The organism is Streptococcus sp. Marseille-Q6488 (assembly GCF_946902925.1).
Classification (GTDB): domain Bacteria; phylum Bacillota; class Bacilli; order Lactobacillales; family Streptococcaceae; genus Streptococcus.
On sequence record NZ_CAMPPZ010000003.1, the window covers coordinates 114,936 to 129,900 of the forward strand.

At 38.9% G+C, this 14,965-nt stretch carries 9 protein-coding genes; 1 reads left to right on the forward strand and 8 read right to left on the reverse strand.

The window, feature by feature from the left end:
* Positions 1 to 122 precede the first annotated feature (122 nt).
* The 6 genes from OVN23_RS01295 to hprK all read right to left on the reverse strand — a co-directional run bounded on the left by OVN23_RS01295 (position 123) and on the right by hprK (position 13,559).
* Entirely contained in the window at positions 123 to 10,685 is a 10,563-nt protein-coding gene (locus tag OVN23_RS01295) for a YSIRK-type signal peptide-containing protein (RefSeq protein ID WP_267240242.1), read from the reverse strand.
* A complete protein-coding gene (locus tag OVN23_RS01300) occupies positions 10,660 to 10,902 on the reverse strand; it encodes a hypothetical protein (RefSeq protein ID WP_267240243.1) in 243 nt (80 codons plus the stop codon). Before OVN23_RS01300 ends, OVN23_RS01295 begins: the two co-directional genes overlap by 26 nt.
* A gap of 145 nt (positions 10,903 to 11,047) precedes the next feature.
* Complete coding sequence (locus OVN23_RS01305; RefSeq protein WP_267240244.1) at positions 11,048 to 11,443, reverse strand: YtxH domain-containing protein; 396 nt, start codon at positions 11,441 to 11,443, stop codon at positions 11,048 to 11,050.
* A 15-nt stretch (positions 11,444 to 11,458) separates the two neighbouring features.
* Positions 11,459 to 11,842, reverse strand: coding sequence for a DUF948 domain-containing protein (locus OVN23_RS01310; protein ID WP_173233324.1), 384 nt, complete (start codon positions 11,840 to 11,842; stop codon positions 11,459 to 11,461).
* On the reverse strand, positions 11,843 to 12,631 hold the full coding sequence (gene lgt / locus OVN23_RS01315; RefSeq protein WP_267240245.1) for a prolipoprotein diacylglyceryl transferase: 789 nt from the start codon (positions 12,629 to 12,631) through the stop codon (positions 11,843 to 11,845).
* The gene (gene hprK / locus OVN23_RS01320; RefSeq protein ID WP_267240246.1) at positions 12,624 to 13,559 is read right to left on the reverse strand and encodes an HPr(Ser) kinase/phosphatase; all 936 of its coding nucleotides are present in this window, start codon (positions 13,557 to 13,559) and stop codon (positions 12,624 to 12,626) included. The genes lgt and hprK overlap by 8 nt, the downstream gene beginning before the upstream one ends.
* 96 nt (positions 13,560 to 13,655) lie before the next feature.
* Here hprK and OVN23_RS01325 point away from each other — a divergent pair, with 96 nt between their 5' ends.
* Positions 13,656 to 13,847 (forward strand): hypothetical protein, encoded by a 192-nt coding sequence (locus tag OVN23_RS01325; RefSeq protein WP_267240247.1) that lies wholly within the window; start codon positions 13,656 to 13,658, stop codon positions 13,845 to 13,847.
* A 39-nt stretch (positions 13,848 to 13,886) separates the two neighbouring features.
* Here OVN23_RS01325 and rpsU read toward each other — a convergent pair whose 3' ends face one another.
* Entirely contained in the window at positions 13,887 to 14,063 is a 177-nt protein-coding gene (rpsU, locus tag OVN23_RS01330; protein WP_000048054.1) for a 30S ribosomal protein S21, read from the reverse strand.
* A 138-nt stretch (positions 14,064 to 14,201) separates the two neighbouring features.
* A complete protein-coding gene (locus tag OVN23_RS01335) occupies positions 14,202 to 14,909 on the reverse strand; it encodes a glucosamine-6-phosphate deaminase (protein ID WP_267240248.1) in 708 nt (235 codons plus the stop codon).
* Between the last annotated feature and the right edge of the window lie 56 nt (positions 14,910 to 14,965).

Genomic DNA, 14,965 nt, shown 5'->3' on the forward strand with positions numbered 1-14,965 from the left:
TCCTAGCATTGTTCGCTTTCTTTATCTAAACATTCTTTGTATTTTATGACGAACACGATTCCCAGAACCAATCTAGTTTGTCTTTACAATACAAAAGAATGAATGTTCATTTGACTAAATTTTTAGTCTTCTTTTTTCTTTCTAAGAGCAAGTCCGAGACCACTTAGAATACCAAGAAGTCCTAGAGATGCAAGAGTCGCATTTGATTCTGTTCCTGTATTTGGCAATACATTTTGAGAATCATTTGATTTAGCTCCGTTATCACTAGCATCTGTAGTATCTTCATGATCTGCATTCGGTGTAACTGCATCTGGAATTGGAGTTGTTGGTGCAGGCATAGGCGCAGGTGTATCTTGACCAGAACCTCCATTAGTGTCAGGTTTGACTGGCGTATCAGGTGTCACTGGTGCAACTGGATTTGTATCTGTTGGTGTTGCTGGTGTTACCTTAGCTGGAGTTTCTACTGGAACTTCTACAGCTGGTTGACCTGGTTCAGTAATCTTACCTGTACCTGGAACTTTACCGTCTGGTAATTCACTGTTTGGTATTGTAGCTTTTCCGTCTTGTCCAATTATTACGACAATTGGTGTGCCATTCTTACCTGGAATTTCTACCTTCGTTCCTGGTGGATATGTTGAACCGTCTGGTTTCTTAGGCGTTACTGTAACGTCACCTGTATTTGGATCTTGATAAACATCTAGTGTTGGTATCTTACGGGCTGGGGTTGTTACAATTACTTCTACAGGATCTTTTCCTGGTTCAGTAATCGTTCCTTTTCCTGGTTCTATTCCATCTGGTAAATCTTTATTAGGTATAGTTCCTTTTCCGTCTTTTCCAATTATTACGACGATAGGTTTACCATTCTTACCTGGTATTTCTACCTTAGTATTTTCTGGATATAGTGTTCCATCTGGTTTCTTAGGTGTTACCGTCACATCCCCTGTATTTGGATCTTGATTCAACTCTACTGTTGGTGTCTTACGAGCTGGGGTTGTTACATCCACCGGATTAGATGGTTTCTTACCTGGTTCTGTTACGGTTCCTTTTCCTGGTTTAGCTTCTTTTGGAAGTTGGTCATTTGGAACTGTTCCTGAGCCATCTTTTCCAATTGTCACTACTATAGATGTTCCATTTTCTCCTGGAATTTTCACCCTACTACCTTCCGGATACGTTGTTTTATCTGTTTTCTTCTTCGGTGTGACGACTGCATCTCCATTTGGTTTTATTGTGATTTCAATTGTACCTAATTCTGCCGTTTCTGGCGCAGTAGGATCAATTTTTTTCGGTGTTTCTACCTTAACTTCAACTGTTGTCTTACCTGGTTCCTTAATCCTACCTGTTCCTGGAGTATCTTCATCAGGTAAATCATTATTTGGAACTGTTCCTGTTCCATCATTTCCGATTGGTACAACGATTGGCTTGCCATCTTTCCCTGGAATTTCTACCGTAGTTCCTGGTGGATATGTTGTTCCATCTGGTTTTTTCGGTGTGACGGTGACATTTCCTGTAGCTGGATCTTGTGTCAGCTCTACTGTTGGAGTCTTACGAGCAGGTGTCGTTACAGCTACTGGTTGTGACGGTTTCTTATTCGGCTCTGTTACAATTCCTTTTCCTGTGACAGCTTCTTTTGGAAGTTTATCATTTGGAACTGTTCCTGAGCCGTTATCTCCAATCGTTACAATAATAGATGTTCCATTTTCTCCTGGAATCACAACCTTAGTTCCTGATGGATATGTTGAGCCATCTGGTTTCTTAGGTGTAACTACTGCATCTCCATTTGGATTTCTTGTAATTTCAATCTTACCTGATTGGTCTGTTTGAGGAGCGATTGGATTGATTTTACCTGGCGTTAGCACCTGAGCTTCCGTAGTTGGTTTTCCTGGTTCTGTAATCTTACCTGTTCCAGGTACATTTCCATCTGGTAAGTCGTTATTTGGAACTGTTCCTGTTCCACCTTGTCCGATTTCTACTACAATTGGATTACCATTTTTACCTGGTATTTCGACCTTAGTTCCTGGTGGATATGTTCCTCCACCTGGCTTCATAGGAATCACTGTTACATCTCCAGTTTTTGGATCTTGATCCAAACGTATAGTTGACGGCTTACGAGCAGGCGTTATCACATCCACTGGTTGTGACGGTCTAGCTCCTGGCTCTGTTACTATTCCTTTTCCTGGCACTTCATCTTTTGGAAGTTTGTCATTCGGAACTAATCCAAAACCATCTTTTCCGATTGTCACAACAATAGGTGTTCCATTTTCTCCTGGAATTTTCACAGTCGTTCCTGCTTGATATGGTGTTCCATCTGGTTTCTTAGGTGTAACAATCGCATCTCCATTTGGTTTTCTTGTGATGTCAATTTCAGTTGGTTGTTCTGTAGCTGGATGATTTGGATTGATTTTTTTCGGTGTTTCTACCTTAACATCTATCTCAGGTTTACCATCTTCTTTAATCTTACCTGTTCCTGGAGTATCCTCATCAGGTAAATCATTATTCGGAACTGTACCTTTGCCATCTTTGTCAAGTGTTACTTCAATAGTTTTTCCATCTTTTCCTGGAATTTCTACCCTCGTTCCTGGTGGATATGTTGTTCCATCTGGTTTCTTCGGTGTTACCGTTACATCTCCTGTGTTTGGATTTTGTTCCATTTCCACTGTTGGTGTCTTACGAGCTGGTGTTGTTACAGCCACTGGTTGTGACGGTTTCTTATTCGGTTCTGTTACTGTTCCTTTTCCTGGTACTTCATATTTTGGAAGTTGGTCATTCGGTACTTCTCCTGAACCATTTTCTCCTATCGTTACTACGATGCTTGTTCCATTTTCTCCTGGAATTTTCACTTTAGTATCTTTAGGATAATTTTTTCCATCTGTGGTCTTAGGTGTAACTACAGCATCTCCGTTTGGTTTTCTTGTGATTTCAATTGTCCCTACTTGTGCTGTTTCTGGCGCACTAGGGTCAATTTTTTTCGGTGTTTCTACCTTAATCTCTACCTCTGGTTTACCATCTTCTTTAATCTTACCTGTTCCTGGAGTATCTTCATCCGGTAAATCATTATTAGGAACTTTTCCTGTACCATCTTTTCCAATTGTTACAGTGATTGGATTTCCATCTTTCCCTGGAATTTCTACCTTAGTTCCTGATGGATATGTTGTTCCATCTGGTTTTTTCGGTGTTACTGTGACATCTCCAGTTTTTGGATCTTGATCTAATTGTAGTGTTGGAACCTTTTTAGCTGGTGTTGTAATATTCACTGGTTGTGATGGTTTTTGATTTGGTTCTGTAATGATAGCTGTTCCTGGTACATCTCTTTCTGGTAAATCACCATTTGCAACTGTACCTGAACCATTTTCACCGATTACTACATCAATCGTTTTTCCATCTTTGCCTGGGATTGTTACAGTAGTTCCTGTAGGATAGTTTGAGCCATCTATTTTCTTCGGTGTTACTGTAACATCTCCTGTGCTTGGGTTTTGAGTCAACTCTACCGTTGGTGTCTTACGAACTGGCGTTGTTACATCTACTGGTTTTGATGGTTGTTTGTTTGGTTCTGTTACGACACCTTGTCCTGGTACTTCACCTTTTGGAAGTTGATCATTTGGTACTGTTCCAAAACCTTTGTCACCTATCGTTACTACTATTGTTGTTCCATTTTCACCTGGAATTTCTACCTTCGTATCTTTAGGGTACGGTTTTCCGTCTGGTTTTTTCGGTGTAACAATTGCGTCTCCATTTTTCTCACGTGTAATAGTTATTTCCACAGGAGTTTGTGTTGTAGCAACTTTTGGATCTGTTCCGTTTTTCTTTTCTTCCTCATCTGAAATTCCATCATTATCATCATCTTTATCTGTCACATCTGGATCTCCATCTCCATCTGTATCACGTTGAATAATAACTGGAACTTCTACTCGAATTTCCTCATCACCATTCTTAACTTTAACTGGAATGGTGATTTTACGTTCTTCATCACTACCCCAATTAGTTACGCTCGGTGTTCCTGTTAATTTACCATCTTTATCAACACTTAATCCATTTACTGGGTTTTCTGTTGTAATTGTTGAACCGTCTTTATTCGGTGTGACAACTTTCGCTAATGTTGAAGGAACTGGTTTCTTCTCTGTAACTTTAGTTGGATCTGAAACTTTTGCAGTTAGGTTGTTTGCATTTTTCGGATCTGTTCCATTTGCTTTTTCAACTTCATCTGGAATTCCATCGTTATCATCATCTGTATCTGTAACATCTGGATCTCCGTCTCCATCTGTGTCACGTTGGATTGTTACTCGAACTGTTACGTCTTTTTCTTCCGTTACTTCTTCTTTACCATTTTCTGTGAATTTTTCTACAACTTTAGTAACTTTAACCGGAATGTCGATAGGGCGTTCTTCTTCCTCTTTATCCCAATCATTTACTGTTGGGATTCCTTCCAGTTCGCCTTTATCATTGACTTTTAGTCCGTTCACTGTTCCATTTGGGGCGTTTGTTACAATCGTTGAACCTTCTTTATTTGGAGTTACAACTTTTATTGGAGTAACTGGTTGTTTCTCCTTCACTTTGTCTGGATTTGTAACTGCTACTTCTAAATCATTTGCAGCTTTTGGATCTGTTCCGTTTGTATCCTCTACAGTGTCTGGGATTCCATCGTTATCATCATCTGTGTCTTCTGAATCTGGGATTCCATCATTATCTGTATCACGTTGGATTGTTACTGGAACTTTTACTATGATTTCTTTATCACCATTTTTTACTTTAACCGGAATTAAGATATGACGTTCTTCTTCGTCTTTTTTCCAATTATCTACTGACGGTGTTCCTTCTAAGTTACCTTCATTATTGACTTTCAAGCCATTCATTGGATTTTCTGTCGTAATTGCTGAATTTGGCATATTCGGTGTGACAACTTTTGTTGGAGTTACTGGTTTTTTCTCTTTAACTTTAGTTGGTGAAGCAACTATTGCTGTTAGATTATCAGGAACTTTTGGATTTGTATGATTACTCTTTTCTACATCATCTGGAATTCCATCATTATCATCATCTGTATCTAAAACGTCTGGTGTTCCATCTCCATCTGTATCACGTTGGATTGTGACTGGAACATCAACATTAACAGTTTCCGTAACAGTTTCTTTACCATTTGCCGTTACTTTTTCAACATCTTTTGTAACTTTAACCGGAATGTTGATAGTTTTTTCTTCATCATCGCCCCAATTGTCCACTGTTGGAGTTCCTGTTAATTTACCTTCTCCATTAACTGTCAGACCGTTCACTTCTGGCGTAGTTGTAGTAATTGTTGCATCTTTTTTATTTGGAGTGACAACTTCTTTTGGAGTAACTTCTTTTTTCTCCAGCACTACATTCGGTTTTGTAACTGCTGCTGTTAGATCATTTGCTACTTTTGGATCTGTTCCATTATTCTTTTCATCCTCATCTGAAATTCCATCGTTATCATCATCTAAATCGTCAACATCCGGAGTTCCATCTCCGTCTGTATCACGTTGGATTGTCACTGGAACATATACCGTAGCTTCTTCTTTTTTACCGTCTTTTTCTCTCGTAATTTTAACAGGAATTGTGATATTGCGTTCTTCTTCACCGTCATTCCATTTATTGACTGTTGGTGTTCCTTCTAAGTTACCTTCTCCATTAACGGTTAAACCATTTTCTGGATTTGATGGCTCAATTGTTGCATCTTTTTTATTCGGTGTTACGACTTTTGGTAAAGGTGTCGGTACTGGAGTTTTTTCTTTCACTTTAGCTGGAGCTGTAACGATTCCTGTCAGACCATTTGCTACTTTTGGATCTGTTCCATTTCTCTTTTCATCGTCATCTGAAATTCCATCGTTATCATCATCTGTATCTGTCACATCTGGATTGCCATCTCCGTCTGTATCGCGTTGGATTTTAACCGGTACACTTACATTAGCTTCTTCCGAATCCTTCTTAACTTTTACTGGGATAGTAATATCACGTTCTTCTTCACCTTCACCCCAAGAGTCTACTTTTGGAGTTCCTGTTAAACTTCCATTATTATCAACGGTTAATCCATTTACAGAAGCTGGTGTTTCAATCGTTGATCCTGTCTTATTTGGTGTAACAACTCCTGGTTCAGTCACTTGTTTATTCTCAGTAACAGTAGATGGTTTTACTGCTCCTGTTAGACCATATGAGGTTGGCTTGTCTGGTTTATCAAAAATCTTTGGATCTGTTCCCTTTGCCTTTTCTTCCTCATCCGTAATTTTGTCACCGTCATCATCTGGATCTGTAGTGTCTGGTTCTCCATCTCCATCCGTATCACGTAAAATTGTAACTGGTACGCTTACTGTGATTTCTTCGTTTCCATTCGTAACTTTAACTGGAATTGTGATAGCACGTTTTTCTTCGTCTTTGCCCCAATTTTCTACTTTTGGCGTTCCTGTTAATTTACCTTCTCCATTAACTGTTAATCCATTCACTTCATCTGGCGTTGCAATCGTTGAACCCTCTTTATTTGGTGTGACAACTTTTTTAGAGTCAACTGCACGTTTCTCCAAAACTTCATTTGGTTTCGTAACTTCTGCTGTCAAATTCGTAGGTACACTAATATTTACACTAACGTTATCTGTTGTTTTATCTGGATACTCTACCACAACAACTGCCGAGACAGTTTGTCCACCTTGGCTCGTATCTGGTGGCGTTAACCAATGATATTTTGTTCCTTGTGGCAAATCTTGTTTGTTTCCAATACTATCTTCTGCGTTAGGTGTTGAGTTTTTAGGAACTGTTCGATTGATTCCTACTGGGTTATACTTGTCATTTTGTCCTTTAACTACAATTTCAATTGTTTTTTCAGCCTTATTATCATTCTTATCATAAGCTGTAATCGTTACTTTTGTTACTCCTGAGGCTCCAGTTGGAGTTCCTACGATTTGATTATTTTCAAATTTCAATCCATCTGGTAAGTCTTTTACTTCGATTGGAGTATCTTCACGCATTCCAACTCCACCATCGTTATCTTTAGCTGTTACTGGAATTGGTATAATTTCCTCACGATTTGTAACTGTAGCTCCATTAGCTGAAATCGTTGGTGCTGTTCTATCACGTGGTGTTACATCAAATGAGAAAATCACTGGTGTAGCTTTATTTCCTGCATCATCTGTTGCGTTAAATATAATTGTATTTTGTTTACCAACATCTTCAGCTATAGTATTAATTGTAATCTCTATTTCTTTTTCTTTTTCTGTATTTTTCACATATCTAGACGACACTACTCCTGTTGTTCCAACATTGTACCTCTTAAAATATTTAGCTAAAAATTCAGTCGCTTCAAAAGTAACATTTTTATCATCTTTTGCTTTTACTCTAAATGTTATAGTTTCGCCTTCTACTACTTTTAGGTTGTTAGCAGATAGTGTTAAAATAGGTGGTTCATTATCCGGTTTTATTGCAGTTGCTTTTGCTGGTTCTGAATCATCACTCGTTCCATTTTTGGTGATAGCTGTTACAACTGTTTCATTTTTTACTTTTTCAGCAGGGATTGTAATTTCACCTGTGTCTTCATTGATGTTGATTTCTGGATCATCTGAAATCCATTGATTAAATGGATTTTTTGTTCCTACTACTGTTTTTGGTGAATCATCTTCTCCTGTGTAAGTAACCGTAATTTTATCTGCTTTGGTTGGATCTTGTGGTTTTGCTGTTACAGACCCATCCTCATTTGCTACTACTATTGGTTTTTCTGGTTTTGGTGCTCTTGCTGTTTCTGTTGCTGGGTCTGAGTCAACACTATTTCCATTTTTTGTGATAGCTGTTACTACGGTATTATCTCTTACCTTATCAGCTGGAATTGTAATTTCACCTGTATTAGAATCAATAGTTACACCTGGATTGTTCACAACAGTCCATGTACCATCATTTCCTTTATTACCTACTACCGTTACATTTGTTCCATCTTCGTCTTTATAAGTAACCGTAATTTTATCTGCTTTGGCTGGATCTTGTGGTTTTGCTGTTACATTACCGTTATTTGGTGCAGTTAAGATTGGTTTTTCAGGTTTTGGTGCTTTTGCAGTTGCTTTGGCTGGAGCTGATTCATCACTGTTTCCATTTGTTGTTACTGCTGTTACTTCTGTATTGTCTTTGACTTTATCAGCTGGGATTGTGATTTCACCAGTACTTGCATCAATTTGAACGTCTGGATTGTTCACAACAGTCCACGTTCCATTTCCACCTTTATTTCCTTCAGCCGTCTTATTAGAACCATCTTCTCCTGTGTAGCTAACTTTAATTTTATCTACTTTTGTTGAATCTTGCGGTTTAGCTGTTACAGATCCATCTTCTTTTGCTGTTGCTGATGGAGCTTCTGGTGTTTTTTCCTTATCTTCTAAAACATGCACAGGTGCATCTACAATAAATGTTCCACGTTCTGGAATAATGACTTCCACTTTACCATACACAGGTACATTTGGTGCTGTAGGTCTTGATACATCTGGATCTTTAAACCAACGGTATGTTGTACCAGCAGGTAAGTCTTTTGTATTAGCAATACTATTAATTGCATCTGGAACGACACCTTTATTAGTTGTTTGCTCTTTAGATACTGGTTTAAGATTATATTTAGCTGCTTCGTCTGGTTTCAACGGTAATACACCGATAATTGCATTTTCACCAGTTCTATAGCGTCTATATCCACCCTCTGTATATCCTCCATAAGCAAGGAATGGGTCATTGGCTAGACGTTTTTTTATTTCGTCAAGCATAGGGTTATTAGTGTTTTTATCTCCCCAATCCGACATAATACTATCATTTAGCTCTTTTCCTTCAAGAATTTTCGTCTTGAAAGTAATAATTGAACGTTGCCCTGCAACTACGTTCATTCTGTCTTCTATAACACCTCGAACAAGATTGTATTCAAGACCATCTTTACGAATCCCCAATATATCACTAACACGAGAAAAGGCATCGTTGTTAGGTTCTGTACCATCTCCGCTATTTTTACGATAAATATTAAACCTCCAATTATTCAGTCTAGTACCAGCCTCTGGGTTTATATATTTAAGCCATCCGTCTACATTTTCAGTATAAGCCGCCCCTGAACGTCGGACGCCATCTTTTACATAAGCACGAAAAGCAGAGTGTTCATACTCCCATGCTGATGCACTAACATAATCCTTATGGAAGGTCTGTTTTCCATCTTGGTATTTTGTATACGTAAATTCATAAGGATCTCCAACCGTACGTGGAATCGCAAGTGAAATTTTTTTAGAAACACCAGCCAATCCATTTGGTCTTGGCCCTGAATCTAATATCCAGTAATAATATTTATCCCCATTATTTTCAATACGCATTTCACGGTAAACACGAATATTGTCATAGGCTTGATCAGCAGTTCCCTTACTTACGAAGGCATATTGTTTTGTATCTGGAGAGAACACGTCACGATGTGAATAGTTAATCATAGGGTTTTTAATCCAACCAACCCCGAAGTCTGTTACTTTCGTGTTACGTACTGTACTTGTTCCACGACCAACTTCTTGACCATTCTTTTTGATAACAGTTGTAACAACCGCATCGTTTACCATTAAGTTCGTATCAACATTCACTGTAAAGTAACCATTTGTTTGCGATCTGGTAGTATAAGTTTTTCCTCCGACTGTTACTTCAACATCTGCTTCTGCCGCTGTGTATCCATCAACTTGAGCAATTCCTGCTAAACTATCATTAAAAGCTACTGTGTCTGTTTGTTTTACTGTAGTAGTAGTAACAGTTTGGCCATTAACCACTAATTCAACCACATCTCCAACTTCAATACCTGGAGCATTTAATTTGAAGGCTCCTGTGTCATCTAATTTAGAAGTCAGCACAGTTGTACCATTTCTCTTAATCTCAATTTTTGAAGATGGTGTTGCATATCCTGTAATAAATCCAGAGTTGGCTACAACGATTCCTAATTCACCACGTTTGGTATTTTTATCAATAGGTGCTGAGCGAAGATCAGATCCTTCTTCCATGGTTTCGCCATTACGTGAATCACGAGACCCAGTATTGGCAATCGTATTTTCACCTTCTTTTAAAACCTTCTTAGGCGCATTTATCTTAGGCATCGAAGATAAGACAAAAATCTTCTCATTAAGTTTTTTAGCGATTGCATCAATTTCAGCTTGTGTCAATTCAAGACTATTGTTATTAAGCACACTATTAGCTGCTTCTAAATCTGCCTGGATTGCGGCAAGGGTCGAAGCTGGAGCTTTTTCCTTGTCGACCTTATCCAAGAGTTCTTGAACTTTTGTAATATTAGCTTGTAATTTAGTCTTATCTAATGTTTGTTTTTCAACTACCTCTTTATCAAGGGCAGTAGTCTCGTTTTCAGATGCATTCTCAGTTGAAGTTTCAGGTAGTTTCTCAGATAAAGTCTCAGCCGGATTCTCAGCAGTGGTTAGTGATTTTTCTTCTTTACCTGTAGTTAGAGAATCTTCTGTTTTAGGCAAATCTACTATTGTAGCAGTATGAGCCTCTTCTTTATCTGGGATAACCGGTGCTTCAGTAGTATCTGAAACTTGAGCAGCCTCAACTCGAACAGCCTGATGCCCAGACAAAAACATCAATGCCGCAACAGCTACTGAAGCTGCACCAAAGCTATATTTACGAATCGAAAAGCGCAGTACCTTTTCACGTTGCTGTCGATTTACTTTATATGAATTCGATTTGTGTTCCATTTCTTCTCCTAAGGAAAATATAATAAAAAAGCAATCTTTCTAACTTCAACTCCTTAAAAAGAGTTAAGCTACAAAAATCACTATGATGATTGCTATAGGCAAATAACATCACAGCCATCACAGCCATCACAGCCATCACAGCCATCACAGCCATCACAGCCATCACAGCCATCACAGCCATCACAGCCATCACAGCCATCACAGCCATCACAGCCATCACAGCTCAATTATACCAGTTTTACTATATTTACACAAATATAAAACGATTTATTCTATCAAATAAAGTTAAAAATTTTTATTTATAAAATATCAACATATTATATCATTCCGAACAAAAAGAGAGGTTTCCCTCTCTGTCAAATCTAGATTTTTTCGTCTCTAATATCAATCACAATCTCTTCTGAGTCATCAAGAGTTCCGGCCTTTTCTTGCCATTGCTCTTTGAGATTATTGAATCGATCTTTTGATACTTCTGTCGCTTGACGAGCACATGATTTTGCTTGAGCAAGTACACTGTCCACAGTGATTTCACCTGACTCGACCTGTTCTTTGGTTTTCAGAACGAAATCTGTAGCCTGCTCCTTGACTTCTGTCAGTTTTTCACAGACCTGCTCCTTGGCATACTCAGGATCTCCTCTCAAATCATCCAGAAAATCTTGAGCCTGACTGCAAACTTGTTTGCCCTTGTCACTTGTTAAAAACAAGGCAAGAGCTGCACCTGAAACGGTTCCTAAAAGGATTGAGGATAATTTACCCATAAGGATTCTCCTTTTTTATTTTTTGAAAAATTTACTTGCAAGACGAAGAGCTGACAAACTTGCCCCAGTCTTGAGTGTTTTTGAACCAGCTGATGAAGCTTTCTTACTCAAGACACGCGCATGGTCATTGAGGTCTGAAACGGATAGAGATAAATCTGCAACAGCACTAAAGAGTGGATCAATCGTTGCCACCTTGACATTGATATCATCTGCCAAGACATTAACCTTAGACAGCAATTCATTGGTATGATGCAAGGTCACATCCACATCTGAAGTCAAGGTTTTAATCGTCTTTTCTGTTTCATCAATCACACGTCCAAGCTTTTGTACAGTAATGATTAGATAGACTAAAAAGACAATCAAAGCTAGGGCTACAAGAATATATGCGACTTCTAACATTTAGTTTTCCTCCTCTGTAACATAGTAAGGGGCCTTCTTTCGATTTTGATAAAGAATGATAAAAATACCGAGACCGATAAGGACAACTGATAGCCATTGAGACACTCGAAGACCAAAGAACATGAGGCTATCTGTTCTCATGCCTTCGATGACCATACGACCGAAACCATACCAAATCAAGTAGAAAGCAGTGATATGACCTCGTCTGAGACTCTTCCATTTTCTTCTGAATATCAAAATCAAGGCAAAGCCAAGCAGATTCCATAGAGACTCATAAAGGAAAGTCGGTTGACGGTAGCTCCCCTCAATATACATCTGGTCACGGATAAAGGCAGGTAGATACCCCAGATTATCCACCGCTGCACCATAAGCTTCTTGGTTAAAGAAATTGCCCCAGCGACCCAAACTTTGGGCTATCATGACGCTAGGCGCCGCAATATCTAGAAAATCCCAAGTGTTAATGAGTTTACGATCAGCAAAGATATAGAGCACAATAGCCCCAGTTATCAAACCACCGTAAATGGCCAAACCACCATTCCAAATGGCAAAAATCTCTCCCAAATTCTGACTATAGTAATCAAAACGGAAAATGACATAGTAGAGACGAGCTCCTAAAATAGCCAAAGGAAAGGCTATCAAGATAAAATCTAAAATATCGTCTGGTATGATCTTCTTTCTAGGCGCTTCTTTCATGGTCAAATAAACCGCAAGAATCAAGCCTGTCACAATACATAAGGCATACCAACGAATGGCTAGAGGGCCTAGTTGAATAGCAATTGGATCAAGCATTAGTCACCTCATTTCGAGCGATGAGATTGGTCAGCCGTTCTTCGAACAAACGGGTCGCATCAAAGCCCATTTCCTTGGCACGATAATTCATGGCAGCTGCCTCAATCACGACAGAAATATTACGACCTGTTTTAACTGGGATACGGATACGAGGAATGGCTACGCCAGAAATTTCAAGTTCCTCTGCATTGTTTCCAAGACGATCAAAAGTTTTATGCGTATCGTAATTTTCCAAATAGACAGCAAGCTGAACCTGTGAAGAATCCTTGACAGCACTGGCACCGTAGAGACTCATAACATCAATAATCCCAACCCCACGAATTTCAATCAAGTGTTTCAAAATTTCAGCTGGTTCACCCCAGAGAGTAATCTCATCCTTGGCAAAGATATCAACACGGTCATCGGCTACCAAACGGTGACCACGTTTGACAAGCTCCAGACCTGTCTCACTCTTACCGATTCCACTATCTCCCTGAATCAATACACCCATCCCATAGATATCCATCAAGACACCGTGCACACTAGTCCGTTCTGCCAAACGAGAATCCAGATAGCTAGATAACTCTCCAGACAAACGACTAGTAGCCGTACGGCTGGTTAAAATAGCAATCTTACATTCTCTAGCAGCCTTTAACATCTCCTCTGGAACCACCAAACCACGGGCAACAATGACCGCAGGTGTCTCAGGTAGAAACATTTTTTTCAAAACTTCATAGCGGCTGTTGGAAGGCATACTGATCAGATAAGACCACTCCTTCATCCCCAAAAGTTGAATCCGCTCTGGCGTATAGTAGTCAAAATAGCCTGTCATTTCAAGACCAGGTCGCGTAATATCCGCTGTATTGATTTCCTTTTCAAGCAATTCTGGTTCGCCATAGACAATGTCTAGTCTAAGCTTTTCAATCACTTCTTTTACTAAAACCGACATCATTTCCTCCTTCAATCGAGTTCTTTTTACTATTATATCAAATTGTGGGAGGAAGTTTCAGATTTTTGCAGGCTTTGGAGTATTTATTTATACTCAATGAAAATCAAAGAGCAAACTAGGAAATTAACCGCAGGTTGCTCAAAACACTGTTTTGAGGTTGTAGATGAAACTGACGAAGTCAGCTCAAAGCACTGCTTTGAGGTTGTAGATGAAACTGACGAAGTCAGTAACCATATCTACGGCAAGGCGACGTTGACGAGGTTTGAAGAGATTTTCGAAGAGTATTGAAAGAAAAAAGACTAGATTTCTCCAGCCTTTCATTTCTAATTAGAATTTTTTACGTTTACGAGCTGCTTCTGATTTACGTTTACGTTTTACAGAAGGTTTTTCATAGAATTCACGTTTGCGTGTTTCTTGAAGAGTACCAGCTTTAGTAACCGCACGTTTGAAACGACGAAGTGCGTCGTCAAGAGATTCATTCTTACGTACTACTGTTTTAGACATTTTTTTCACTCCCTTCAAGTTCAAGATCTATTCTATTTTACACGTAAAGGGAATAATTGTCAAGAAAAAATGCGGTTTAATTTTGATTTTTTCTTCCATTTATACAAGAGTTGAAAGCGTTCAATAGAATATTGCTTTTTATTTTTCAAGTAAGCTAAGCGCCTCAGCATCCGCAATAATCGTCACATCAGGGTGATTTTGGAGGCTACTTGCTGGTAGGTTCTCGGTCACTGGACCAGACACGGTGCCGGCAATGGCTTCTGCTTTTGATTCGCCGTAAGCAAAGAGAATAATTGACTTGGCATCCAAGATGTTTTTAATTCCCATTGAAATGGCTTGGGTTGGAACATCTTCAATCTTGTCAAAGAAGCGAGCATTGGCTTCGATAGTAGACTGATCCAGTTCGACTAGATGCGTTTTACTGTCAAATGGAGTACCAGGTTCATTAAATCCGATATGTCCATTGCGACCGATTCCCAAGATTTGGAGGTCAACTGGATGGTCAGCCAAAATTTGGTTGTAGCGTTCAACTTCAGCTTCAGCATTGTCCTTAACTCCACGAGGTAAGAAACTTTCTTTAAATGGTTTTTGGTTGAACAAGTTTTCTTGCATGAAGTAACGGTAAGACTGTGGATTGTCCCCATCAAGACCTACATACTCATCAAGGTTGACACTGGTTAGGTTTGAAAAATCAAGGTCACTCTCAACAATTTTCTTGTAAAATTCAAGTGGGCTACTTCCTGTCGCAAGTCCTAGTGTTTGAGCTCCATTGGCCAATTTTTCCTTCAAAATCTCAAAAGCAACTTTTCCACCTTCGATTTGGTTTTCAACTTTAATAACTTTCATCTTTTTATCCTCCGTTTCAATCTATATTTATTATATGGTATAGACCAATTTTTGTC

Excerpts from the sequence above, each read along its gene's own strand:
- OVN23_RS01335 (WP_267240248.1), bottom strand. The coding sequence starts at position 14,909 with ATGAAAGTTATTAAAGTTGAAAACCAAATCGAAGGTGGAAAAGTTGCT.
- rpsU (WP_000048054.1), bottom strand. The coding sequence starts at position 14,063 with ATGTCTAAAACAGTAGTACGTAAGAATGAATCTCTTGACGACGCACTT.
- OVN23_RS01305 (WP_267240244.1), bottom strand. The coding sequence starts at position 11,443 with ATGGGTAAATTATCCTCAATCCTTTTAGGAACCGTTTCAGGTGCAGCT.
- OVN23_RS01310 (WP_173233324.1), bottom strand. The coding sequence starts at position 11,842 with ATGTTAGAAGTCGCATATATTCTTGTAGCCCTAGCTTTGATTGTCTTT.
- OVN23_RS01295 (WP_267240242.1), bottom strand. The coding sequence starts at position 10,685 with ATGGAACACAAATCGAATTCATATAAAGTAAATCGACAGCAACGTGAA.
- lgt (WP_267240245.1), bottom strand. The coding sequence starts at position 12,631 with ATGCTTGATCCAATTGCTATTCAACTAGGCCCTCTAGCCATTCGTTGG.
- OVN23_RS01300 (WP_267240243.1), bottom strand. The coding sequence starts at position 10,902 with ATGGCTGTGATGGCTGTGATGGCTGTGATGGCTGTGATGGCTGTGATG.
- OVN23_RS01325 (WP_267240247.1), top strand. The coding sequence starts at position 13,656 with ATGAAAATCAAAGAGCAAACTAGGAAATTAACCGCAGGTTGCTCAAAA.
- hprK (WP_267240246.1), bottom strand. The coding sequence starts at position 13,559 with ATGTCGGTTTTAGTAAAAGAAGTGATTGAAAAGCTTAGACTAGACATT.